The sequence below is a fragment of the Sulfurovum sp. genome, assembly GCF_015493435.1.
GTDB lineage: Bacteria > Campylobacterota > Campylobacteria > Campylobacterales > Sulfurovaceae > Sulfurovum.
On the sequence record NZ_WGDD01000026.1, the window covers coordinates 1 to 22,318 of the forward strand.

General features: G+C 45.4%; 27 protein-coding genes and 1 riboswitch. Of the genes, 13 read left to right on the top strand and 14 right to left on the bottom strand.

Features of this window, described 5'->3' with window-relative positions:
- Positions 1 to 1,171: hypothetical protein (locus tag F8L24_RS04005; protein WP_294952083.1), on the top strand; the 1,171-nt coding region annotated here is incomplete at its 5' end.
- Complete coding sequence (locus F8L24_RS04010) at positions 1,168 to 2,172, top strand: MoxR family ATPase (RefSeq protein WP_294952086.1); 1,005 nt, start codon at positions 1,168 to 1,170, stop codon at positions 2,170 to 2,172. The genes F8L24_RS04005 and F8L24_RS04010, both read left to right, overlap by 4 nt.
- On the opposite strand, the gene F8L24_RS04015 is transcribed toward F8L24_RS04010, so the two are convergent.
- Genes F8L24_RS04015 through F8L24_RS04030 form a run of 4 tightly spaced genes read right to left on the bottom strand, consistent with a single transcriptional unit; the run spans position 2,161 to position 5,004 of the window.
- Complete coding sequence (locus tag F8L24_RS04015) at positions 2,161 to 2,535, bottom strand: hypothetical protein (protein WP_294952089.1); 375 nt, start codon at positions 2,533 to 2,535, stop codon at positions 2,161 to 2,163. The genes F8L24_RS04010 and F8L24_RS04015 overlap by 12 nt on opposite strands.
- An 18-nt stretch (positions 2,536 to 2,553) precedes the next feature.
- Complete coding sequence (locus F8L24_RS04020) at positions 2,554 to 3,351, bottom strand: metal ABC transporter permease (protein WP_294952092.1); 798 nt, start codon at positions 3,349 to 3,351, stop codon at positions 2,554 to 2,556.
- Entirely contained in the window at positions 3,348 to 4,145 is a 798-nt protein-coding gene (locus F8L24_RS04025) for an ABC transporter ATP-binding protein (RefSeq protein ID WP_294952094.1), read from the bottom strand. Before F8L24_RS04025 ends, F8L24_RS04020 begins: the two co-directional genes overlap by 4 nt.
- Before the next feature lie 7 nt (positions 4,146 to 4,152).
- Entirely contained in the window at positions 4,153 to 5,004 is an 852-nt protein-coding gene (locus tag F8L24_RS04030) for a zinc ABC transporter substrate-binding protein (RefSeq protein ID WP_294952097.1), read from the bottom strand.
- Positions 5,005 to 5,101: 97 nt separating this feature from the next.
- Here F8L24_RS04030 and F8L24_RS04035 point away from each other — a divergent pair, with 97 nt between their 5' ends.
- A complete protein-coding gene (locus F8L24_RS04035) occupies positions 5,102 to 5,482 on the top strand; it encodes a group III truncated hemoglobin (RefSeq protein WP_294952100.1) in 381 nt (126 codons plus the stop codon).
- A 14-nt stretch (positions 5,483 to 5,496) separates the two neighbouring features.
- Here the strand turns inward: F8L24_RS04035 and F8L24_RS04040 are convergent, their stop codons facing one another.
- Positions 5,497 to 6,231: an exonuclease domain-containing protein gene (locus tag F8L24_RS04040; RefSeq protein WP_294952104.1), complete on the bottom strand. Its 735-nt coding sequence runs from the start codon at positions 6,229 to 6,231 to the stop codon at positions 5,497 to 5,499.
- A 151-nt stretch (positions 6,232 to 6,382) separates the two neighbouring features.
- Between F8L24_RS04040 and F8L24_RS04045 the strand changes: the two genes are divergently transcribed.
- The 5 genes from F8L24_RS04045 to F8L24_RS04065 are packed head-to-tail and all read left to right on the top strand — an operon-like array spanning position 6,383 to position 10,034.
- Positions 6,383 to 6,847, top strand: a complete 465-nt coding sequence (locus F8L24_RS04045) for an iron-sulfur cluster assembly scaffold protein (RefSeq protein WP_294952107.1) — start codon at positions 6,383 to 6,385, stop codon at positions 6,845 to 6,847.
- Positions 6,844 to 7,677, top strand: coding sequence for a hypothetical protein (locus tag F8L24_RS04050; RefSeq protein WP_294952110.1), 834 nt, complete (start codon positions 6,844 to 6,846; stop codon positions 7,675 to 7,677). Before F8L24_RS04045 ends, F8L24_RS04050 begins: the two co-directional genes overlap by 4 nt.
- Complete coding sequence (locus F8L24_RS04055; RefSeq protein ID WP_294952113.1) at positions 7,670 to 8,485, top strand: phosphatidylserine decarboxylase; 816 nt, start codon at positions 7,670 to 7,672, stop codon at positions 8,483 to 8,485. Before F8L24_RS04050 ends, F8L24_RS04055 begins: the two co-directional genes overlap by 8 nt.
- An 11-nt stretch (positions 8,486 to 8,496) precedes the next feature.
- A complete protein-coding gene (locus F8L24_RS04060; RefSeq protein WP_294952115.1) occupies positions 8,497 to 9,405 on the top strand; it encodes a PDC sensor domain-containing protein in 909 nt (302 codons plus the stop codon).
- A gap of 8 nt (positions 9,406 to 9,413) precedes the next feature.
- Positions 9,414 to 10,034 (top strand): HAD family hydrolase, encoded by a 621-nt coding sequence (locus tag F8L24_RS04065; RefSeq protein ID WP_294952118.1) that lies wholly within the window; start codon positions 9,414 to 9,416, stop codon positions 10,032 to 10,034.
- 10 nt (positions 10,035 to 10,044) lie between these two features.
- Here the strand turns inward: F8L24_RS04065 and F8L24_RS04070 are convergent, their stop codons facing one another.
- Together F8L24_RS04070 and murA are read right to left on the bottom strand one after the other, a co-directional pair.
- Positions 10,045 to 10,515 carry a CYTH domain-containing protein gene (locus F8L24_RS04070; RefSeq protein WP_294952121.1) on the bottom strand — a complete coding sequence of 157 codons (471 nt, stop codon included), beginning with the start codon at positions 10,513 to 10,515 and terminating at the stop codon, positions 10,045 to 10,047.
- Positions 10,516 to 10,522: 7 nt separating this feature from the next.
- Positions 10,523 to 11,791 (bottom strand): UDP-N-acetylglucosamine 1-carboxyvinyltransferase, encoded by a 1,269-nt coding sequence (gene murA / locus F8L24_RS04075; protein ID WP_294952124.1) that lies wholly within the window; start codon positions 11,789 to 11,791, stop codon positions 10,523 to 10,525.
- Positions 11,792 to 12,004: 213 nt separating this feature from the next.
- Positions 12,005 to 12,084: riboswitch (cyclic di-GMP riboswitch) on the top strand.
- A 24-nt stretch (positions 12,085 to 12,108) separates the two neighbouring features.
- Between murA and F8L24_RS04080 the strand changes: the two genes are divergently transcribed.
- The 4 genes from F8L24_RS04080 (at position 12,109) to F8L24_RS04095 (ending at position 15,545) form a co-directional block, all read left to right on the top strand.
- A complete protein-coding gene (locus tag F8L24_RS04080) occupies positions 12,109 to 12,687 on the top strand; it encodes a hypothetical protein (RefSeq protein WP_294952127.1) in 579 nt (192 codons plus the stop codon).
- 93 nt (positions 12,688 to 12,780) lie between these two features.
- On the top strand, positions 12,781 to 13,119 hold the full coding sequence (locus F8L24_RS04085) for a hypothetical protein (RefSeq protein ID WP_294952129.1): 339 nt from the start codon (positions 12,781 to 12,783) through the stop codon (positions 13,117 to 13,119).
- Positions 13,120 to 15,192, top strand: a complete 2,073-nt coding sequence (locus F8L24_RS04090; protein WP_294952132.1) for an ATP-dependent helicase — start codon at positions 13,120 to 13,122, stop codon at positions 15,190 to 15,192.
- 80 nt (positions 15,193 to 15,272) lie between these two features.
- Complete coding sequence (locus tag F8L24_RS04095) at positions 15,273 to 15,545, top strand: hypothetical protein (RefSeq protein WP_294952134.1); 273 nt, start codon at positions 15,273 to 15,275, stop codon at positions 15,543 to 15,545.
- 33 nt (positions 15,546 to 15,578) lie between these two features.
- Here F8L24_RS04095 and F8L24_RS04100 read toward each other — a convergent pair whose 3' ends face one another.
- From F8L24_RS04100 to F8L24_RS04130, 7 genes are all read right to left on the bottom strand, one after another.
- Entirely contained in the window at positions 15,579 to 16,040 is a 462-nt protein-coding gene (locus F8L24_RS04100) for a nucleoside deaminase (protein ID WP_294952136.1), read from the bottom strand.
- Positions 16,040 to 16,786 (bottom strand): NYN domain-containing protein, encoded by a 747-nt coding sequence (locus F8L24_RS04105; RefSeq protein ID WP_294952139.1) that lies wholly within the window; start codon positions 16,784 to 16,786, stop codon positions 16,040 to 16,042. The genes F8L24_RS04100 and F8L24_RS04105 overlap by 1 nt, the downstream gene beginning before the upstream one ends.
- Positions 16,783 to 17,394 carry a 16S rRNA (guanine(966)-N(2))-methyltransferase RsmD gene (gene rsmD, locus F8L24_RS04110; RefSeq protein WP_294952141.1) on the bottom strand — a complete coding sequence of 204 codons (612 nt, stop codon included), beginning with the start codon at positions 17,392 to 17,394 and terminating at the stop codon, positions 16,783 to 16,785. Before rsmD ends, F8L24_RS04105 begins: the two co-directional genes overlap by 4 nt.
- Positions 17,395 to 17,440: 46 nt before the next feature.
- The gene (locus F8L24_RS04115; protein ID WP_294952144.1) at positions 17,441 to 18,778 is read right to left on the bottom strand and encodes an SH3 domain-containing C40 family peptidase; all 1,338 of its coding nucleotides are present in this window, start codon (positions 18,776 to 18,778) and stop codon (positions 17,441 to 17,443) included.
- 108 nt (positions 18,779 to 18,886) lie between these two features.
- Positions 18,887 to 19,957: a GGDEF domain-containing protein gene (locus F8L24_RS04120; RefSeq protein WP_294952146.1), complete on the bottom strand. Its 1,071-nt coding sequence runs from the start codon at positions 19,955 to 19,957 to the stop codon at positions 18,887 to 18,889.
- Positions 19,958 to 20,027: 70 nt separating this feature from the next.
- Positions 20,028 to 21,128: a dipeptide epimerase gene (locus F8L24_RS04125; RefSeq protein ID WP_294952149.1), complete on the bottom strand. Its 1,101-nt coding sequence runs from the start codon at positions 21,126 to 21,128 to the stop codon at positions 20,028 to 20,030.
- 98 nt (positions 21,129 to 21,226) lie between these two features.
- Complete coding sequence (locus F8L24_RS04130) at positions 21,227 to 21,760, bottom strand: hypothetical protein (RefSeq protein WP_294952151.1); 534 nt, start codon at positions 21,758 to 21,760, stop codon at positions 21,227 to 21,229.
- A gap of 184 nt (positions 21,761 to 21,944) precedes the next feature.
- Between F8L24_RS04130 and F8L24_RS04135 the strand changes: the two genes are divergently transcribed.
- A complete protein-coding gene (locus F8L24_RS04135; protein WP_294952154.1) occupies positions 21,945 to 22,310 on the top strand; it encodes an STAS/SEC14 domain-containing protein in 366 nt (121 codons plus the stop codon).
- The last annotated feature ends 8 nt before the right edge of the window (positions 22,311 to 22,318 follow it).

Here is a 22,318-nt window from a genome sequence, read left to right on the forward strand (position 1 = left end):
GCAGCTTCTCTCGGAAGAGATCGATGATGATGCCCTGCTGATGGCGATCAAACTGGGGAATGACCAGGAACGGCTTGTCCGGCTGCTTGGCAACGAGCATCTCACCGATGCGCTTTTTGTCAGACTGCTGAAACTTTACCGCTTTGACGAAGAAGAGGAAGACAACCGGCAGGACCGTGATGTCATCATGTACACACTGCGCCGCTATATCGATATCAGGCCCAATGAAGAAGATCTGCTCTACTCCTATCTGACACTCAGGCGGCTGGCCACGGAAGCAGAGGACCCGAACCTGCTTATGGCACTGACAGGGTTTCCAAATTTTACGTTTTTGATACGGGGAAAAGAAAAAGTGACTTTGCACGAAACCATTGCAAGAAACCCTGCGCTGGATGATGAGATCATACGCAAACTGCTCTCTTTGAGAGATGCAAAGGTCAACAGTGCACTGGCCGGCAATGCCTGTGTCAGTGTCGAAGTCCTGAAGAATCTGCTTGCCCGGAACGATGCACAGATACATAAAGCGCTGGCAGCAAATCCCGGTATCGACAATGAGATATTCGGGGTTTTGCCGGAAAAAGGGAAAGAGGTTGCTGCATTGCTGCTGATACATCAGCCCATAGACGCTATACGTCTTGCCCTGGTCGAGAAGGCCGGTATGGACGAGCAGCTTTTTGCACTGATGGGGGTTAATGAATCTCTTGCAAATGACGTGGTTGTAAAGCTTCTTGAAAAAGAAAACAGGGAACTTCTCGAAGCGTTAAGCGGAAACAAAACACTCTCACCGGAAACGCTGGAGCATATTTACCAAAAAGACGAGGAGATGACCTTTGCCTCTCTGGCCCGAAACTTCTCTACACCAGGGTGGATACTTCGGGCACTTTATGAAGAAAATACGGACTGTCCGGAAATTCTTGCTGCCCTTGCATACAATCCGGCGGTACCGGAAAAGATCCTTCGTGAACTTTTTGCCAGAGAAAACCTGGAGATCAACAGGGGACTGGCTGCCAATGCTTCCCTGCCGATGGAGCTGCTTGATATTCTCAAAGTTGACACCCGTCTGCAGAATGAACTGGCACAGAATGAGAACCTGGTGCAATCGTATGAACAAGTCTTGAATCAGAATAAAGTTATGCCCAGCGCGAAAGCAAGAAGGAAAAAGAAAATATGAAAGCATCGAATATTACAAAGGTCATTGACAAACTGATCGACAGACAGCTCCCCGTTTTTATCTGGGGGGCGCCGGGTATCGGTAAATCTTCCATTGTCAGGCAGATCGCAGAGGAAAAAGAGATGGTTTTTCTTGACCTTCGCCTTTCTCTGCTTGATCCGACAGATCTTAAGGGCATCCCTTTTTTCAATGCCGATACGCAGGAGGGAGTCTGGGCCAAACCAAGTTTTCTGCCGAGTGAGAGTGATTCCAGAGGTATTCTTTTCCTGGATGAGATCAATACGGCGCCGCCGGCGGTACAGGCATCAGCCTATCAGCTGATTCTTGACAGGCGGGTGGGGGAGTATGAACTGCCCAAAGGCTGGAGTATCGTTGCCGCGGGCAACCGTGAGAATGACCGGGGCGTAGTATACAAGATGCCGCCGCCGCTGGCCAACCGTTTTGTCCACTTTGAAATGGAAGTGGACTTTGAAGACTGGAAAAGCTGGGCATACCGAAACGGTATAGATGCTTCTCTCATCGCTTTTCTGGCGTATGACAAGTCGATGCTTTTTACGTTCGATCCGCTTTCCAATGAAAAGAGCTTTGCCACACCGAGGTCCTGGGAATATGTAGACAATATCATTAAATCCGGCATAGAGAAAGAGTTGATACTCGACAGTATCAGCGGTGCGGTAGGGCGTGAAGCAGCCGTGGGCTATTTGAGTTTCAGGAAGGTGATGAATGAACTGCCGGATCTTTCAGCCGTGCTTGACGGTACGCTGAAGGAACTCGAAGAAGATGACCCCAAAATCATGATGGCACTGGCCATCGGACTGGTCAATGCCATAAAAGAGGATCAGCGTGAGAAAGCAGTGGAAAACGTACTGGAATTCTCCCTGCAGCTTCCGGGAGAGTTTGCCATCATGATGGTCAAAGATATGCAGCAAAGCGGCATCGATGTGGAAGGTGCCGAAAACTGGAGCGAATGGGTGAGAAAGTTCGCCTACCTACTGGCCTGAATCGGGTTTATTCCTGTATTTGACCTCATGCCTGTCTTTGTTGACTTTAAACAGAAAACTGCCCCAGGTATATGTCTGGTTCATGTCGGGAACGGTACGGAGGTTTTTCATGAGCGCCTCTTCGTCTTGTTTCTTGTAGTAAAAACGGCCGAAGGTATCATTGGTGTCTTTGTCGTGTGTCTCTTCTATATTGTATGCCGAATGCGGGAGAATGGCGGGTACCCGGCCTTTTTGTATGGCTGTATCTTTTTTTACCGCAGCAACATCGGGATATTTGTTGATCTGTGTATCTTTAAAAGAATGCACAATGATAAAATAGACGGCAATAAAGAAGATGACCGTAGCAGCTATAAGTTTCTTCATGATTTTTTTCCTTTGTGGTTATTTTCTGTAAAAAAGCAGGAACAGCCCCAGAGACGCAGCCGATACAAGAATGATAGAGGCACCGGATGTCAGGTTGTACGTATAGGAGAACCAGAGTCCCACAAGGGTGAACAGTGTGGCAATGGCTCCTGAAACGAACATCATGGAAAAAAGGCTGTTTGAGAGTTTTTCTGCAATATAGACCGGAATGGTAAGCATGGCGATGACGAGAATAAGGCCGACGACCTTGATGGCAATCACGACGGTCAGCGCAGAGAGAATGAGCGTGAGTGTATAGTAGAATTTGACATTCACACCGCGTAAAGCAGCATATTCGCTGTCATAGGAAACAGCAAGAATATGGCGGTACCTGAAGGTAATGACAAAAAGTATGACGGCAAGCAGGCCACCCATAAAATAAAGGTCCTGTGTATTGACCGCAAGGATGGAACCGAAAAGGTATCCCATCAGATCGACGTTATATCCGGGTGTCAGATCGACGAAAATAACACCGATAGCCATACCGACCGCCCAGATCAAACCGATGAAGGTATCGATACGGTGACGGTTCTTGACGGTCAGTACTGCAATGAGCAGGGCGGCCCCTACGGCAAAGAGAGAAGCACCGAGAAAAATAGGAAGGCCGAAATAGATCGCCAGGCCGATACCGCCGTAAGAGGTGTGTGCGATACCTCCGGCAAGAAATACCATACGGTTCACTACGATCAGCGAACCGATGATGCCTGCTGCCAGACTGACAAGGATACCGGCAAGGATAGCGTGCTGGACAAATCCGTAGGAGAGGGCTTCGATCATTTGGTTTCACTCCAGTGCGGTGTTGGTTTTTTCTGTTCTTGGGCATGACCGTTCTGCGTGCTGCCGCTGAGCATCTGGAGCAGTTCTATTTCACAGAAATGTTCCTGGCTGCCGTGGGCGGGGAGAACCTGTCTTTTGTCGCTGATGTCATGGTAGGAAAGCTGCCGGTTGACATAGGCGGCTTTATTGGCATACTCGAGAATGACAGAGATGTCATGGCTGACTACGATAACCGTAATGTCCTTGTTGAGCATCTTGAGCAGTTCATATATCTCTTTCTGCCCGGTACTGTCTATGCTGGAAGTGGGTTCGTCGAGTATGAGTATCCGGGGGTGGGCACAAAGGGCCCTCGCGATCATGACTCGCTGTCTCTGGCCGCCGGAAAGTGAGCCTATTTTGCTTTGGGCATAGGCTTGCATTCCTACCTGTGCAAGGGCACCGCTGGCACAGGCGAGCTCTTCTTTTCCGTAGCCGAACAGAGGCCGTTTCTCGCCTACGTGCCCCATCAGTACGACTTCAATGACCTTAATGGGAAAGTCAGTATTTATGTTGGTGTTCTGCGGGACATAGCCTATGCGGGAAAGTGCCTTTTGGGGGGATTCTCCGAAAACTTTGATGCTTCCGTCCTGTATCTTGTTGACGCCGAGTATCAGCTTGAGCAGCGTCGATTTTCCTCCGCCGTTGGGACCGATGATCGCCAGGAAATCCTTCTCTTCAACCTCAAGATCAATATGTTCGAGGACGATCTCTTTCTCATAGGCAAAGGTGAGATCCCTGATCTGGACAACAGACATGGTAAAGCTACTCGTTTCCCGCGATGGCATGTGCGATCTTGAGAAGGTTTGCAGACCAGTGTTCATTCAGCGGAGAGATTTTAATGACTTTGATATGCAGTTCTTTTGCCATGACCTTTGCCATTGCGTCGGAAAATTCCGGCTGTGTGAAGATCGCTTTGATCTTTTCTTTTTTCGCTTTGTTGAGCAGCTCGACCAGTTCCCGCGGTTTGGGACTTTTGCCTTCTATCTCAATGGGAAGCTGTACCAGACCGTAGGCATGGGCAAAGTAGCCCCAGGACGGATGAAAGACCATGAATTTGGCCCCTTTGGGTGTATGGCTCAGTATGTTTCGGATCTTCTGGTCCGTAGCATCGATTCTGCCTGTGAACGCTTCAAAGTTTTTACGGTAGAAATCACGGTTCTCAGGATCGGCTTTACTGAGTGCCGTATAAATGTTTTTTGCTATGATCCTGACATTGGCAGGTGATGTCCAGACATGCGGGTCGAGTCCTTCTGTATGGCTATGTACTTCTGAACCGTGCTCTTCATGTGACTGCATGGCCCGTTTTGCAATGCCCTGTGTCAGGTCGACAATGTGCATACGGGGGTTGAGACTTGAAAATTTCGGCAGCCAGACCTTTTCAAACTCGACACCGATGGCAAAATAGAGATCGGCCTTGGCAATCTCTTTCATTTGTGACGGCTTGGGTTCATAGGTGTGCGGGGAATTTCCCGGAAGTACCATCAGCGCAACATGGACCTTGTCACCGCCGACAGCTTTCACAAATGTTTTTTCCGGCAGGATACTCACAACAACATTGATATTTGAAAATATGTAACTGCTTGTCAGCAGTAAAAGTATGATGATCTTTTTCATGAGGATGATTATATCCAAATAGTGCTATAGCGGGAATTAAGCTTCTCTCTTAAGCTTATTTGGCTATAACTCCACAACATAAAATTTAGGAATGAAAATGCAGGCAAACACCGTTAACAAAGAGAATATTGAGATCATGGTCATGCGCTTTTACCAGAAAGTGCTTCAGGACGATACGGTGGGACCGTTCTTTATAGCAAAGCTTGGCAGGAATATGGACAATGAAGCGTGGAGGGTGCACCTGAAACTTTTGGCGGATTTCTGGGCTTCCATCGCTTTGGGCGATGCTGCCTACAGGGGAAATCCTTTTGCCCCGCATATGTATCTGGGGGAATTGAAAAGAGAAACATTCGAACAATGGCTCAAGCTTTTCTACGCTACACTGGATGAAGTCTTTATTCCCCGCATTGCAGACCAGTTCAAGGAAAGAAGCAGCATCATTGCAGGGAACTTTATGCGTAACCTGGGGATCCGCTAAATCCGAACCGTTCCTTACAGGTACTGATCCAGAGTGAACTTCATATCTTCATCGAGGTCGAGATTGCTGCGCATCCACCGGAGGTAACCCATGTCTTCTCTGGCGATCTCTTCGATCTCTCTATCTTTGTATTTTCCGAATTTAAATGTTTTCATCAGAACGGGTGTCTGCGTAAGTTCTGCCATTTTCTGCATAGGGTTGACCCCGGGAAACTGTTCCTGGGTCAGTGCCACCAGTTTGGAGAGCAGCAGTTTCATGACAAGTACATCGCCTATGGCATCGTGTGCCTTGATGGTAATGCCCAGTTTGGCAGCTTCTGCGGCTTCTGTTCTGTAGAGTCCGAGTGCATAGCGCAGGTACTGGAGTCTGTGGTAGGGGCTGTCGGGCAGCAAATGTTTGGCACAGCGTACGGTGTCTATGAGTGTATAGTGGTTGACAAAGCCCTCTTTTTCAAGCATTCCCAGGTCAAATGCGATATTGTGGGCGATGAGATAGTTTTCGGCCCGGTTGAGCTCTTCGACTTTGTGAGCGAATTTTGTTTCGGCGTACGGGGGTTTGCCCTCAATAATATCGGGGGTGATATTGTGTACTTCCATCGCTTCAATGCTGATGGGGACTTTCGTGGAGCAGAGTTCGTCAAAAACTTCTATGTCCTCTTTTGAATGTACGATCATCGCTCCGACCTGTATAATGCGGTCTTCGTCACGATTGCCGGTAGTCTCTGTATCGAAGAGTACGTATTGTGCCATGGCTGCTTCCTTCTGGATAGATGGGAAATCATATCGTATTTCAGATAACACTATGCTACCCCACGATTTAAATATGTGCAAATTTTGGATCTGGAAACACAGGGTTCAATTATACATGGTATAATAATTCCCATAACGACAGGAGTGATTTATGACTATGGATGCACATCTCATCGAACATATGATGAACCCGAAAAATTATGGTACCCTGGCCGGTTCAAACACGGAAGGTATCGGTAAGAATCCGGAAAATGGAGAGAAGGTAGCTGTCTACCTCAGAGTGATGGAAGATGAAGACCAGCCCTACGTCGGCGACATTGCGTTTCAGGCGATAGGGTGTACCACTACCGTGGTGGCCGGTTCCATGCTGACCGAAGAGGCGAAAGGCCTGAACCTTAACGGTGTATACAATCTGGTAGATGCCACACTGAAACTGCTGGAAAAACTTCCGCCGGAAGATGCAGCCTGTTCCGAAATGGTCGCCCTGGCGATCAAGGCTGCGGCAGATACCTATGTCAGGCGTCAGGATGATCCTGACTATCCCGCTATGACTTATCAGGTGGAAAACAGCTGTGTAGAGAAAGAAGAAAATCAGGAGAAGGAAACAACATTATGAGAACATTGATGATAAAAACCCATGAGGCTTGGCTTGAAATGCTGATGGCAGGTTCGATGAGCCGGACAGAAAACAGGCAGACACTGCTTGATTTTTCCGATATACTTTTCAGGCATTTTACCTGGATAGAACATGAGTTCATCTGCCGGAATGAAACATACAATTATGACAGAGATGCCATTCCCGTCAAAGTGACAAGACTCGGGGATATCCTTAAAAATATTACCGTCCGTCTGAACGAGATCGATCTGCAGCTTTTAAGTACGGAGGACAAGGCGCTTACGGAAAGAATTTCAAGCGATATTCGCTATATGACAGGTGTGCTTCATCATATGAAAGATGAAACCGTTACCGCCTTCAGTATGCAGCGCAAATTTCCGGATATTACTTTGACCCAGGAAGCCACAGATGCGCTGACCCTTTTTCTCTTTGAAGAGACGTACAAAGAGTATGAACTCATTATGATCTACAACTATCTCAAGGCACACAGTGAAGATGCCTACCTGAACAGGATCTTTCAAATACTCATTGACGAAAGTTTCTTTCATTTGAAAAGTTTCTGTGATATGAGTGCCAAAATGGGCATACTGGCGGTACCGCGCGTGGTCATGAAAGAGCTTTATCAGATAGAAGATGTGACACAGTTCCTCAGAGACGGTATTGATGAAGAGTTTGCCGCCAAGGAAGAGTGTAGAAAACTCTCCGAAGCCGTGGCCAAAGACAGCCCCGAACTCGAAAAATTCTTTGATTTTATCAACAATCAGGAAAATTATCATATTGCGCTTATGGAAGATGCACTGAAGCATTTTTTAAAGAAAACTAATGTCTAAACACTATACTTCAGTCATTTCAAACCTGTTCGGAAAGTTCGCCCATACGGAATTTCCCTCTATCATACAGCATACCGTCAATGCGGGCTATGTAAAGCTGATGGGACTTGATATGAGCGAATTCAGAGAACCTGCCCGGTATGCAACACTCAACAAACTCTTTACACGGGCACTGGAAAAGCCGAGGAAGATCCCTGAAGGAAAATCGAAAATGATCAGCAGTGTGGATGCACGTGTGACAGACTGCGGAACGGTCACCGGCGGGAAGGCCTACCAGATCAAAGGCATGGAGTACGGACTGGAGGAACTTTTTGGCACGTACCATCGGGAAGCGGTGGAAAAAGTGGAAGGAGGGACGTTCATGAACTTCTATCTCTCTCCCAAAGATTATCACCGTTATCATATTCCCATGGACCTGAAGGTACTTTCCGCTACCCATATCCCCGGAAAACTCTATCCGGTCAATTTTCCGCTTTTGCGAAACAAAAAAGATCTTTTCATCGAAAATGAAAGGGTGGTCATAGAGTGTCTTGACCGTAAAAAACGTACCCATGTACTGGTACTTGTCGGTGCACTCAATGTTGGTAAAATGGTTTTGCTTTTTGAAAAAAACATTCGGACAAATTCTGACATACGCGAACCGCAACACTATACCTATGATGACCTGTGGCTGGAAAGAGGAGAACTTTTCGGCTGGTTCGAGATGGGATCGACTCTCTTGATCTTTTCCAAAAAAGGAAGTATCGTACCTGAAATAGCCGTGAACCAAAAGGTGAAATTCACCGATGTCATCGCAAAGATAAAATAAGAGGAGTCCCTATGCTAATGGTCAAAGAAATACAGGAATACGCCCAGATACGAACAAAAGCAAGAGCGTACCTCTGCTACATTATGAGTCGCAATATTTCCCAAAATATGGAAAACAGTACACTCGAAAATGTGATTAAAAAGATCGAAGACCTCCAGGAAGCATTGCCCCAGAGTGAAGTGATATATGCCATTGACGGCAACGGTATTCAAATGGTGAACAATATCTCCAAAAAATCGAGGCTCAGAGGTTTTGGAAAAGGAGAGGACCGGAGTGACCGTGCCTACTACTACAAAACACTGCAGGAACACCGCTGCATGCTTACCGACCCGTATCCTTCTCTCATCAGCAACGAGCTGGTGGTAACGGCAACTTTCCCGCTGTATGACAAAGAGAATAATCTGCTGGCGATCATTTGTGTCGATATTACGCTGAAAAACATTTTGAAGATGGTGCACCCAAGCTCGATCGACTCGAATTTCGGCACAGTGAGCAAATGGATCTATACTGCATTCTCCCTGGCACTGTTTGCCGTTGCCCTGCTGCTTTTTCTTAAAGGTATCGCAGATTTTATGCACTTCGGTGTGAATTTCAGTGATATCAATATCAACAAGATATTCAAATCGACGATCCTGCTGACCCTTTCACTGGCGATCGTCGATCTGGTCAAAGCGATCTTTGAAGAAGAAGTGCTCGGAAGAGTGAAAAAGCGTGACAGTTCCGAAGACAGCCATCAGACCATGGTGCGTTTCCTCGGTTCCATCATTATCGCACTGTCCATCGAAGCACTGATGCTGGTCTTCAAGTTCGCTTTGACGGACCCGGGAAAACTGCTCTACGCTGTTGCCCTGCTTGGCGGTATCGGTGTGTTGATCCTGTCACTTTCTGTGTATCTGAAAGTCAACCAGAAAAGTAAATAAGAGTAGAGATGAACCGCAAACTGATTATTTTCGATATGGACGGTACCTTGGTGAACTCTTCTCTCACCATTGCCAACGCCATTAACTATGTACGCAAAAATCTCGGTTTTGATGCGATGGATCCTGCTTTCATTCTCAAACATGTCAATGACCATACTATTAATCCGGCACAGTTTTTCTACCACAGCAAAAAATTCGATCCTGACCATGAAAGATGGTTTTCCGAATATTATACCAAACACCATGAAAAAGAACTGGTGCTCTACGACGGTATCAGAGAACTGCTTCAGTCATTGAAAGCGCAGGGAAAACTGCTGGCTGTGGCAACGAATGCCTACAGAAACTCTACGGTCGAATCACTGACCTGGCTGGGGATCTACTCACTTTTTGACGGTATTGCCTGCTATGATGATGTTCTGGAGGGAAAGCCCCGTCCTGATATGATCTATAAACTGCTGGATGAATTGGATGTGAGTGAGAAAGAGACACTGTTCATCGGAGACGGTCCGCGCGATGAAATGGCTGCAAAAGCGGCGGATGTTGACTATGTTATGGTTGACTGGGGATTTACGGAACATACCGATGCAGTACGTTCTGTCGAAGCGCTGAAGACCCTGCTGAACGCCTGATACCCGGGTATTATATTTCCCAGTCGCAATAGGGGTATGCGAGAAGGTTTACATTGCGGTATTTCGGGTCAGACGAGACTTCTGCGGTGACCCATTCCGGTGTGGCAAAAGCTTCGTTCTCTTCTGAGAATTCTATCTCCGCGACGATCAGACCGCTGTTCTTTCCGCTGAAAATATCTATCTCCCACAAATGGCCTTCATAGGGGACAAGATAGCGTTCTTTTTCGATGAAGTGTGAGCTGCAAAGCTCTGTGAGCATCTGTTCTGCATCTGAAAGCGGTACCGGGTATTCAAATTCTGAGCGTGTAATGCCTGTGGTTCTGCCTTTGAGTGTCAAAAAGGCTTCTTCATTACTGATACGTACACGAACGGTACCCGTCTGGCATCCGGGAAGATAGCCTTGTCTGATCCTGAGAGGATGATGCAGAGGAGGGAGCTTCTTTGGATCTACCAGAAATTTTCGTTCTATTTCTTTTGCCACGGGAAGGTCACTTCGTGTCTTTTTTTCTGATGATATCGGCACCCAGTGCGGTCAGTTTGCCTTCAAGGTTGTCATATCCTCGGTCAAGATGATAGATACGTCGTACCTTTGTCGTACCTTCGGCAACCAGTCCGGCAAGTACCAGGGCTGAAGAGGCACGCAGGTCTGTCGCCATGACATCGGCACCGTGAAGTGTCCCGACACCTTTGACCGCAGCAGTACTGCCTTTGAGCCAGATATCCGCACCGAGACGGTTGAGTTCGCTGACATGCATAAAACGGTTTTCAAAAAGACGTTCTTCAATGAGGCTTTCCCCTTCCGCCAGCGCGGCAACAGCCATAAACTGTGCCTGCATATCGGTAGGAAAACCCGGATACTCTATGGTAATGAGACTGACAGGTTTAATATGTTCTGCGGGATGAATCGTGATCGTATCTCCAGAGATATCAAAAGAAAACCCCATACTTTCCAGTTTGTCGATGGATGCACGTATGTGTTCTGCCTTGACTTTTTCAAGACGGATCTCAGACTGGGTGATCGCACCGGCACAGAGGTAAGTGCCTGCTTCGATGCGGTCGGGAATGATTTCAACATTTTTGAACTGGAGCGGTATGCCGTCCGTACCCTCTATGACAAGTTCATTGGTTCCGATACCTTTTATGCTGACGCCGGCATCGGCGATCATTTCGCAAAGCTGTACGATCTCCGGTTCTTTGGCTGCATTGATAATGGTGGTCGTCCCTTTTGCCATGGCGGCTGCCATTACGATATTTTCTGTTCCGCCCACTGTGATTTTGTCAAAAATAATTTTTGCACCGTGCAGGCCGTTGGGAGCTTTGGCGTGTACATAACCGCTCTCGATCGCAATTTCCGCCCCCATGGCTTCCAGTGCTTTAAGATGAAGGTCGATAGGCCGCTGGCCAATGGCACATCCTCCAGGCAGTGAGACTTCACATTCGCCAAAACGTGTAAGCAGGGGACCGAGGACCAGAATAGAGGCTCGCATTTGCGAAACGATCTCATAGACTGCTTTGTGGGAGTTGATGGAGCTGTTGTCAATATGTGCAACGGACCCCTTATGTTCTACCGTTCCTCCAAGCATTGTCAGGAGTGTGAGAAGGGTACGGATATCTACCACATCCGGAAGGTTGGTCAGCGTGACCGGTTTGTCACTCAGTATCGTTGCTGCTATCACCGGCAATGCAGCATTCTTCGCTCCGCTGATCGTGACACTTCCGCTTAGTTTTTTCCCGCCTCTTATTTCTAAATACTGCACCTTTTCCCCGCTTTATATAGTTATAGTTAATAGAAAGGATTTTATCCAAAGATTGGTTAAGAGTAGGAAAGGAAGCTTGATATTAAATAATTTTAATTTTTATCCGAAATCTAACATTAAAAAATAGAAAAATTGATATTATTCACTATAATTTAAGTTAATATTAGTTAATCTTTTAAACTATATTATCTAATATATGGATAATTCAATTCATAGTGTATACGCCAAACTTGCTGTGAAGCAAGGACGGAAAGCCATGGGTCTCATAGCGGTGAGATCGCCAGGCTGCAGGATTTTCAACTCAAAAGGGAAGCTTTATGTCCAGTAGTTTAGACAAACTTAAAGCACTTACCAGCCGCCTTGAAGAGCAGTTGGCGAAAAAAGAGACAGTACAGGAGCACAGTACGAAAGAACAGGCTGCCGCCATACCTGCGGCAGAAGAAAAATCTGTAGTACCCTCTGTCCCGGCAGCACAAAAGACCGATACGAAAAAAGATGCTTTAAATGAAGTACGCAAAGAAAATATCGACAGGGTAAGCGTACTTTATGAAAAACTGAAAATCTTTGAAAAGTCGCCGAATTTTAATGATATTTTCATTTACAAGGCGATGAATCTTTCAGGGATCGGTTTGAAGGAAGAGGATTTTGCGGAAGTGCGTGAAGGGAAATATATCCAAATCATTGCCATTACTTATGAACCGGACAAGAATGGCAAGAAAAAAGCCAAAAATGTCTCACTGGGATATTTCGGAAAAGCGGAGACACTGGATGGAACGCTTAAGAATGAGATTATTGAGTTTGTACTGCGCTGGCGCTATGAAAAAGCTTTCCAAAACGTGGAACACTATAAAGATCTGATCGCCAGGATCGATACCCCCAAAGAGACACTGTTTTAAAAAACGATTTTAATTCATTCTCTTTTTCTTCTCTTTCCTAACCTCTTTTTTGTTACAATCTGATTTCTGAATTTCACATAACATAGGATATACATGCATCTCGATCTTACCCCCGAAGCACTTTTGACACAACTTGGCTACAGCCACAATGCACAGACACTCAAACAGATCAAAGATATCATTTCGAATACAGAAGGTTTTGAAAAGTTTTCCCCGCATATTCCCTCTTTCAATGATGCCCTGGCGGTGGAAAAAGGATATATTGCAATGTCCAACTCCGAAAACTATCTGAAGATCAAATGTGATGAAGACAGCTCTGCGGACAATTTGACCGCTTTTAACGAACTGGTTAAGCGCTGGGCTGACAAATACAAACTGGAATTGAAAAAAGTCGACAATAAAAACACATACTATCTTATCGGTCTTCAATAATTGCCGCTTAGTACGCTCAATGCCGAGCAGCTGAGTGCTGCTACAGCACCTCTGGGACAAAACCTCATTATTGCCAGTGCCGGAACGGGAAAAACGTCTACCATCGTAGGACGTATTGCCCATTTGCTTCAAAGCGGTATGGAACCCTCCAAGATACTGCTGCTTACCTTTACAAACAAAGCTGCGGGAGAGATGATCGCCCGGCTGGAACGGTATTTCCCCAAGAAAGTTGTTTCGCAGATAGAATCGGGCACGTTTCATGCCGTCTCATACCGCTGGCTCAAAGAGCTGCATCCCAATCTTGCGCTCAAACAGCCTTCCGAACTCAAAACACTCTTCAGAAGTATTTACGAAAAACGCAGCTTTGAGCGTATGAACCTGCCTCTGGCACCTTTTTCAGCCACGTATCTTTATGAAATGTATTCTCTGTACCAAAATGCCTCTCTGGAAGGATTTGATGACTGGTTTTTGGAAAAGTACCCCGAACATGAAACGATCATGGATGCCTATATGGATATTGTAGAGGAGTTTGAGCGTGAGAAGATAGATTACGGATTTGCCTCGTTCAACGACCTTCTGCTGCGTATCAAAACACATTTGGAGGAACATACCATCCATTTTGACGAGGTACTCGTGGACGAATATCAGGATACCAATACGCTTCAGGGTGCGCTTATCGATTCGCTCAAACCGCGTTCGCTTTTCTGTGTGGGTGACTATGATCAAAGTATTTATGCCTTTAACGGTGCAAATATCGAAAATATCGCGACTTTTTCAAAGCGTTATCCCGAAGCCGTGGTTTTTACCCTTAAAACGAACTACCGTTCTACTGCCCCGATCCTCTCTCTTGCCAACCGGGTGATAGAGCGTAACGAGCGTATTTACCCCAAAAAACTTGAAGTAGGGCGGCACGGGAAAACCCATCCGCCGCGTCTGCTGATGTATACAGACCTCTTCGAACAGTATCAGGCTATTGCGCACAGTATCAAACATACCCACGTGCCAAATGACAGCATTGCCGTCATTTTCAGGAACAATTCTTCCGCTGACGGTATAGAAGCGAGTCTCCGTGAAGTGGGTATTCCCTGCAAACGAAAAGGGGGGACGAGTTTTTTCGATGCCAAAGAGATCAAGTTTCTGCTTGACCTTCTTTCTCTGCTGGTCAACCCGAAAGACATGATGGCTTTTATACATATCTTTGAGTATGCTTCGGGTGTCGGATCTGCACTTTCCAAAGAGTTCTTCCAGTGCTTTCTGCATTTTGGCAACGGTAATTTTATGCAGGGCGTGCTGTATCCTGTCAACGCGGAACTGCCGCAGCTAAATCCCAAAAAAAATGTCCAGCTCGGACTCTTTGACGATGACCATGAGATCGGTTCGGCTGCACGTTTTAAACATCTTGAACTGCCTCCAAAAATTTATGGGCATCCTCTGCTCAAGCACCCGAAGATCATTCAGGACGGGGTAAAGTTCTTCAATGATTTCTATACACTGATGCATGAGATCAAGTCCGAGCAAAATCCTGCCAAGGTTCTCAGAACAGCCATAGCATCCAAACTCTACGGCGGTATCGTCGAAATGCTTTCTACACAGAGAGGACGGCTTAAAAACGGTGAGCTGGATGAAGAAAAAAAGAAGGTTGCAAGAGAGCGTATTTTGCGCAAGGCAAACCTTCTGCTCGATCTTTCGAGACAATACAGGGAACTGGGGCGTTTTGTCAACGCTATGGTACTGGGCGGAGGAGAACTCAGTGAAGGGGAGGGAGTCAACCTTCTTACGGTACATGCCAGCAAAGGTCTGGAGTTTCCCGAAGTTTACGTGGTAGACTTGGTGGACGGCCGCTTCCCGAACAGAAAAATGATGAGCAGCATTGAAGAAGAACGAAGGCTTTTTTATGTCGCGGTCACACGGGCCAAAGACAAACTCTACCTTTCCCTGGCCCAGTACGACAAAGTCAAAAAAATAGACTACAAGCCATCGCAGTTCCTGCATGAAGCCGGGCTGATCAAAGGGGAATTCGTGGAACCGGAACCCAAAAAGAAAAAAGCGAAAAAAACAGAAGAGACAGTATAGACAGAAGATAAAATGTTTTTTCATTTGCTATAATAGTGCATTGGTACGCTATGTCAAAAGATCAAAAAGAAAGGATAAGTATGTTGGTAAAAGTCTTGGTATCGGCGGCGCTGAGCGTCTCAATATTTGCAGCTTCAGACCATAACAGCAGTACAAAAGAGACACGTCTTCAAAAAGCGGTTCAAAAAGAGATGGAAAATGAAAAGAAATATGCAAAAGAGCAGAGATTTTACAATGCGGACGAGTATGATTTTAAAGCCAAAGAGATCGACCCAGATGCGCTGAAAGATATTAAAATGATAAAACCCGATTATAACTATACCAATGCCTGGGGTGCCTGCGACAATAACTGAGCACTTTTCTCTTTTCGAAGTGTGAAAGAATACTTAATACGGTACTTTATCGGGGGCTTCATACCATTGTGTAAAAAGTGCCTGGCACTGTTGGTTTGGGGTATGGATGAAGGAGACCGGGTCTTTTTGCTTCCCCAGAATAATTTGGGTGATCAGGCTGTCGTCGAAACCGATCTTTGCAGCATCTGCTTTGGTATTGCAGTAGTAGACTTTGTCTATGTGTGCCCAGTGGATCGCAGAGAAACACATGGGGCAGGGTTCTCCTGTTACGTAAAGCGTACACCCCTCAAGGCTGAAATGACGGAGCTTTGAAGAAGCTTTTCGGATGGCCATTATTTCGGCATGGGCTGTGGGATCATTGGACTTGATCACTTCATTATGGGCGGCAGCGATGATCTTTCCTTCTTTGACAATGACGGCACCGAAGGGACCGCCGTCCCTGGCTTCTATGCCTTTTTTTGCCTCTTCCATTGCGGCATGCATAAAATGAGCCATCAATTCTTCCAGCGTTTGTCGCGAATACTCAACTGCTTGTTCCCTTCGTCATAGGCGATGTCAAAAAGGTCGATCTCTTTAATGAGATTGCTCAGTTTTTTGTATCCGTAGTTGATGGGTGAGAAAGAGGTGGAATTGTTGATATACTGTCCCACTTCTGCGAGGCTGGCCCAGCCGTACTCGTCCATGGTGTGGTCCACAGCATTTCGCAGAACGTTGACCAGCCAGGTGTCCTGTCTCATCTCTTTGTTTGTTTTGCGTACAGGTGTCTCTGTCTCTGTCTGGTCCGTTTCATTTTTTACCGCAGTTGCCATCAGTTTTTCTGTGAAAATGAACTGGGAACAGGCTGCCATGAACGGTTTGGGTGTTTTTTTCTCGCCAAAACCGAATACTTTGATGCCTTCGGCCTGTACACGCATCACAACCGGAGTGAAATCCGAATCGCTGGTGGCGAAGGCAAAGGCGTCTATGTCTTTGGTATGCAGCAGGTCTATGGCATCGATGGTCATCAGGATATCTGTGGCATTTTTATTCTTGGAATAATCGAACTGCTGTATGGGTTTGATGGCGAATTCCAGGAGTTTGTCCTCCCAGTTCTTGAGATTGTCCTTTGTCCAGTTGCCGTATGCCTGCCGGATGTTCACGACGCCGTATTTGCTCAGTTCGTTGATGATCCCTTCGATCGATCTGTGGGAAATATTGTCACTGTCGATAAAAAGGGCAATGTGGTCTTCTTTTTTTGTCATGCGTCACCTTTCGTACGGTAATAGCTCAGGGTACTGCGCCCGAACTTTTTCTTTTTAACCTTTTTCAGTGCACCGATCTCATCGGGCATGGTCAGGTTGGTCATATGCTCTACAGCCACCATTTCACATACTTCAGGCTCTATCTGTTCAATGAGTGCTATGGTCTTGTCATAGATTTCGTCCATGCCGTCGCGGGTAGAAAAAGGCGGATCAAAATAGAAGTAGGTTTTTCCTCCGTGGCGTTTCACCAGTCCGTAAACGGTTTTGAAGTTTTCAAAACTGTCTCCGTAAAATGCATGGCAGCGGCTTGGATCGGTTTGTTTGATGTTATGTTCGAGGCAACGGAATGCCACTCCGTTGTACTCCATAAAATAGCACTGTGCCGCACCGCGGCTGAGTGCTTCGAGACCTACAGAACCGCTTCCTGCAAAGACTTCAACAAAATTCCTGTCAATGATGTCGAACTGGACAGTATTGAAGAAGGATTCCTTCAAAATAGATTTGGAACTTCGTGTCGTCGCGATATCGGGTATTTCGATATGCCTGCCTTTGAATTCTCCGGCGATGATGGCGGTCGTGAACAATTTGATCTTTTCTTTTCTTTTCATAGAGCGTATTTTACCTTGTTTTATTGATTTTCTTTAGAGGACCCCTTTAAAATTTCACTATGGTTTTGAGCGTATTGATAAGCCTGCTGCTCTCTTTGGTATCACTGCGCTCTTTCCCCGGCTCAGTGGAAGTGATGATGGTACGTCCCGTGATCAGCTTGCTTCCGTCTTTTTTGCGTATGCCCCAATAGGTATGCATGATGACAGGTTCGCCTTTGTATTCTCCGAGGTAGAGGACGATGTGTCCGGGAACATAGAGCAGTGAACGGAAAGGGTCTGCTTCCCGGATGATCTTCTTCTTTTTTGCCTGAGGCGGGATGCCTTTGATGTATACAGACTGTCCGTCTTTTGCCTGCTTGCTTGAATTGCGCCTCAGAAAAATACCGAAGACACCGAGAAAATCCCGTGTGGTGGCAGAACAGTCCCGGCATCCGTACCCTCCGCCCCATCCGTAAGGTTCACCGTAGAATTCTTTGGCGACCATCGCAACATTTTTCGGCGTAAAAGGAAGCGGTTTTCTGGCAATGATCCCCGGATGGCTGACCGATACTTTTTCTATGTGTGCCTTGGCATCACTGCCGCGTTTTGCCGCGAGATAATGTATGCCGTCTTTGGAAAGGGGAAAAAGTGTGCCGAGCTTGACAAAGCTGACAGCTTTGCCTTTCTCATCGTAGAGCCGAAGATTGTCTTTGACGGTTATGGCATATTTCCCGTTTTTAAAGGCATGTATGAATTTGTCATCTACCAAAGCTATGTCATGTGTTTTGACCCAGCCAAAGGCATAGGAGGCACGGACAAAAGCCCATTTTCTGTCTTTTGAAAAATGGGAAACATATAAAGGCACATTCATGTGCAATGCAGAGTTTTGGTTGTAGTTGAAGGGAAAACCTTCGCCGATACGGTGCGGGTCAAGATAAAAAGCCGCAGAAGTCGGCAATGCTTTTACATTGGTACGTTCTGTTGTAATGGCTTTGTATCGTTTGGTATCTTTTTGGGTATAGTTGGCATTTTGTATCCACTTCCTGTAGACAGATGCCGGTATCTGCTTTCGGTTTTCTGTATAAATTTTGTTTTTGCTTACAAAACGTACTTCCCAGCCGAAATCTTTGAGAGGAATATCCAGTTTTTTGAGTTTCCACGGTTTGAAATATTTGCGGTTGAAAGCTTCATCTGAACGTTTTTGTCTGGCTTTTGGCCAGGGTTTGATCTGTTTCGCATAAAAGGCGGGGTCCTGCGGGATTTTTCGCATATCTGCGACTTTGTTCTTTGGCATATGGTCTATTTTGCTTGGTTTCCGGTGACTCTCTTTAAGCATGTACTGGGCAGATAAAAGTGTCGAAAAGGAAAAAATACTAACGATAATGAAGCTGAGCTTTCTATACATCCGATATGCTTTGTTTTGGTTTTCTGTATTTTAATACAGATAGGTTAATAAAGCGTGTATATATGGTTAGTGATAGTACAAAAAGAAACTATACAGTGCATTACATGATTATTCAACCATTTTGTTTTCTATGATATCTTTATAGAAAATATGATTGTTTTGATGATGTTTTTTTGCAGTATACATTGCCATATCTGCACATTTGCACAATAATTGGGCTGATTTTGCATCATCGGGATACATACTGATACCGATACTGAGTTCAATATGTATTTTTTTTCCTTCTATTTCATGATATCCAATAACATTGTCTTCAATTTTCTGTATAAATTTCGGTAAAAATACTTTTTTCTTTTTGGAAATAATAACAAATTCATCACCACCCACTCTTGCCAGAAAATCATCTTCATCCAATTGTGAATAAAGTCTTTTTGCAACTTCTTTTAATACTTCATCCCCAATGTGATGTCCATAGTTGTCGTTGATCATTTTGAACTTGTTCAAATCTATAAACATGAGTACAAAACTCTCTTTTTCCTTAAACATTTTTTTTATTTCTTCGGTATAGGTTCTTCGGTTTGCTATGCCCGTCAGATTATCATAGTTCGCATGCTCAGTAATATTTGACAATTCTTCAGAAAGTGCATTTTTTTCTTCATAGGCTTTAATAATATAATTAAGGTACAACAATGATATCAAAAAAGTGGTGACGGCAAAAGTAGCGATAATATCATAATGTTCAGACCAGTAGGTTGAGTAAAGAAACAGAGCAATCCATGAAAAAGTGGTTGCGATCATACTGATATAAAAATACTGCATACCAAAGTATAAACCAGTCTGCATATTGATAATAATATATAAGGGGAATAAGAATAATCCGTAATATTGAAATAATGCAATAACAAATGTCAATGTCGTTATATCCAAAAGCAGCAAGAAAGTTTTTCTAAATATCCTGAAGGTATAAGGATAGTGCAGTAAAAAAAAATAGTGAATAAGTGAAATAATGCTAAGTATAATCAGTAAAACATCTGCATAAAAAATTTTTTCGGATATGTTGTCTATATTTATTGCTTGTTTCCACAATAAAATAGTGACAAAGGTAATAAGGAACAAAATAAACAGTCTTTGTTTGCTGTATTTTACTTCATCAAGGTAGCTTAAATAATAAGCTTGCATATTTGCTCCACAATCACGCTCGTTACGTATTGATACTTTATCACTCGCATACTGAATATATCCTTTGTTTTCAAGCTTTACCTGTTTGGATTTCAGGGGTATTAAGCCGTTGAATTCCTAAACCTGTTTCATCAGAAAGTAGAATTTTATTTTCATCATAGCAGACAGAAGTTTCGACAGGATGCGAGGCAAGCAGGCTGACTGCATCCAGGTCAAGCATCGTAATGATGTCGGCTTTGGCAGAGGCGACATGTACCCCTGCCGTGACAGAGACGGGACCTTCAAGCATGCAGCCTATCATGCATTTGACACCAAAATTGGCAGAGAGGTCGGCCAGGGACAATGCCTGGGATATACCGCCTGTTTTTGCCAGTTTGATATTGATATAGTCTACAGCTTCAAGTTCGAGCAGCCTGCGGGCATCTTTGAGAGAAAAGACGGATTCATCGGCGAGCAGGGGTGTCTGTACACGCTCTTTGATGTATTTGAGCCCTTCTGTATCGTCCGCCGCTACAGGCTGTTCGATAAATTCGGCAATGATCCCCTGTTTTTCAATGCCTTGAAGGAGTGCCACACTCTGCTGGGCCGTCCAGCCCTGGTTGGCATCGAGCCGTAGTTTGATGCACGCATCCAGTGCACCCGATATCGCTGCGATCCGTTCGATATCTTTTTGGGGATCATCGCCGATCTTTATTTTGAGTGTGGTATATCCCCGTGATACCGCATCCAACGCATCGGAGATCATCCTGTCTGTTTCATTCATGCTGATGGTGATATCTGTTTCAAACACTTTTTTTTCTCCGCCCAGCATCCGGTAAAGCGGTAAAGCGATAGATTTCGCTTTCAAGTCATACAGGGCTATTTCAAGGGCAGATTTGGCAGTGGTATTTTTGATGATATGGGCATGCACATGATGAAGCAGCGTTTCAAAATCGTCTATTTCACGACCGATCAGAAAGGGCTTGATCAGTTCAATGGCTGCTGTCATGGAGCCGATGGTCTCACCGGTGATCACAGGGGTGGGAGCTCCTTCGCCATAGCCGACAGAGCCGTCATTGCACTCGATGATAACAACAAGGTCTTCCAGTGCCTCTACCCGGCGAAGAGAAGTAATAAAAGGCTTTTTAAGCGGTGCTTTGAGTACGGCGGTTCTGATATTCGTTATTTTCACGCAAGACTTTCCTGCGTATGCATGTCATTTAGAATGAAATATTCTTTTTTTTGGGTTTCAAGTGCCAAAAGTTCTGGATGATGCATTGCTATCCTCTCTTAATATCTGCGGTAATTGCCTGACCTTGGTCTGCCGGCCGCTCTGCTGTGATATGTGCTGCTGCGTGTGTGTGCATAGTTTCTGTTTCTGTGGTTGCTATAGTTTCTATAGCTGCTGCCGGCCTTGCTGTACGTTCTGTTATGGCTTCTGTTCCTGCTGTAGCTTCTGTTTCCGTATCGTCTATAGTCATTTGCATGACGGTAATATCCGTAGCGTCCCGGCTGTGCCCTGTAGCGTCTGCCGTTATAATACCGATATCCGTGGTTATAGTAGTGTCCGCCATAGTAACGGTGTCCGCCGTAGTAGTAATAGCCGTTCCTGTAATGTCCGCCATAGTAATATCGGCCTCCGTAATAGTAGTACGGATGCCCGTAATAATGAGGATAGCTGTAGGAAGAAAGTGCTACGCCTGTTGCCACACCCAGTGCGGCTCCCGTTGCCATGGCCTGCTCTTCGGGGGTACAACCGGAGAACAGCAAGGCAGAAGAAAGTACGCCTATAGCCCCTAAATGTTTCAGTTGTCTGCTTATCATTTTCCATCCTTTTTATTTCATAGTATACTATAATCGTGAATTAATCGTGGTGCAACACTGTTTAAAAAACAGGGAGTCGGAATTTATAATGATAGCATAGTGAGACTGTGTTATAATAGTCTGAATCTCGGATTTCTATTTCGGGATTTGGGAATAATGCAACTTCATCTACAAAGGAAAAAATATGCTTCATGTAACATTAGATAAAGAAAATGCCATTGCCATTCTTGAGCCGGACGGTGCGCTGGGCAAAGAAGATTTCGACCATGCAGTCAAAGTCATTGATCCGTTCATCGAGGCAGAAGGCAATCTCAACGGTATCATCATTTATACCAAGTCATTTCCGGGATGGAAAGATTTTGCAGCATTGAGCCGACACTTTACTTTCATAAAAAACCACCATGAAAAGATCAAACGTCTCGCTTTCGTGACCGATACCTCTGTCATCGAATATACCAAGGCTATTGCGGCGCCTTTCATCAAAGCAGAACTCAAAGTGTTCGACTATGAACAGCTTGATGCCGCCAAAAAGTGGGTTAGGGAAGGGTGACCCTTCTC

Excerpts from the sequence above, each read along its gene's own strand:
- F8L24_RS04050 (WP_294952110.1), top strand. The coding sequence starts at position 6,844 with ATGAGAACATTGATGATAAAAACCCATGAGGCTTGGCTTGAAATGCTG.
- F8L24_RS04040 (WP_294952104.1), bottom strand. The coding sequence starts at position 6,231 with ATGGCACAATACGTACTCTTCGATACAGAGACTACCGGCAATCGTGAC.
- F8L24_RS04045 (WP_294952107.1), top strand. The coding sequence starts at position 6,383 with ATGACTATGGATGCACATCTCATCGAACATATGATGAACCCGAAAAAT.
- F8L24_RS04100 (WP_294952136.1), bottom strand. The coding sequence starts at position 16,040 with ATGGCTCATTTTATGCATGCCGCAATGGAAGAGGCAAAAAAAGGCATA.
- F8L24_RS04085 (WP_294952129.1), top strand. The coding sequence starts at position 12,781 with ATGCATCTCGATCTTACCCCCGAAGCACTTTTGACACAACTTGGCTAC.
- F8L24_RS04025 (WP_294952094.1), bottom strand. The coding sequence starts at position 4,145 with ATGTCTGTTGTCCAGATCAGGGATCTCACCTTTGCCTATGAGAAAGAG.
- F8L24_RS04020 (WP_294952092.1), bottom strand. The coding sequence starts at position 3,351 with ATGATCGAAGCCCTCTCCTACGGATTTGTCCAGCACGCTATCCTTGCC.
- F8L24_RS04030 (WP_294952097.1), bottom strand. The coding sequence starts at position 5,004 with ATGAAAAAGATCATCATACTTTTACTGCTGACAAGCAGTTACATATTT.
- F8L24_RS04135 (WP_294952154.1), top strand. The coding sequence starts at position 21,945 with ATGCTTCATGTAACATTAGATAAAGAAAATGCCATTGCCATTCTTGAG.
- F8L24_RS04065 (WP_294952118.1), top strand. The coding sequence starts at position 9,414 with ATGAACCGCAAACTGATTATTTTCGATATGGACGGTACCTTGGTGAAC.
- rsmD (WP_294952141.1), bottom strand. The coding sequence starts at position 17,394 with ATGAAAAGAAAAGAAAAGATCAAATTGTTCACGACCGCCATCATCGCC.
- F8L24_RS04130 (WP_294952151.1), bottom strand. The coding sequence starts at position 21,760 with ATGATAAGCAGACAACTGAAACATTTAGGGGCTATAGGCGTACTTTCT.
- F8L24_RS04015 (WP_294952089.1), bottom strand. The coding sequence starts at position 2,535 with ATGAAGAAACTTATAGCTGCTACGGTCATCTTCTTTATTGCCGTCTAT.
- F8L24_RS04115 (WP_294952144.1), bottom strand. The coding sequence starts at position 18,778 with ATGTATAGAAAGCTCAGCTTCATTATCGTTAGTATTTTTTCCTTTTCG.
- F8L24_RS04010 (WP_294952086.1), top strand. The coding sequence starts at position 1,168 with ATGAAAGCATCGAATATTACAAAGGTCATTGACAAACTGATCGACAGA.
- F8L24_RS04105 (WP_294952139.1), bottom strand. The coding sequence starts at position 16,786 with ATGACAAAAAAAGAAGACCACATTGCCCTTTTTATCGACAGTGACAAT.
- F8L24_RS04095 (WP_294952134.1), top strand. The coding sequence starts at position 15,273 with ATGTTGGTAAAAGTCTTGGTATCGGCGGCGCTGAGCGTCTCAATATTT.
- F8L24_RS04120 (WP_294952146.1), bottom strand. The coding sequence starts at position 19,957 with ATGCAAGCTTATTATTTAAGCTACCTTGATGAAGTAAAATACAGCAAA.
- F8L24_RS04080 (WP_294952127.1), top strand. The coding sequence starts at position 12,109 with ATGTCCAGTAGTTTAGACAAACTTAAAGCACTTACCAGCCGCCTTGAA.
- F8L24_RS04035 (WP_294952100.1), top strand. The coding sequence starts at position 5,102 with ATGCAGGCAAACACCGTTAACAAAGAGAATATTGAGATCATGGTCATG.
- F8L24_RS04060 (WP_294952115.1), top strand. The coding sequence starts at position 8,497 with ATGCTAATGGTCAAAGAAATACAGGAATACGCCCAGATACGAACAAAA.
- F8L24_RS04055 (WP_294952113.1), top strand. The coding sequence starts at position 7,670 with ATGTCTAAACACTATACTTCAGTCATTTCAAACCTGTTCGGAAAGTTC.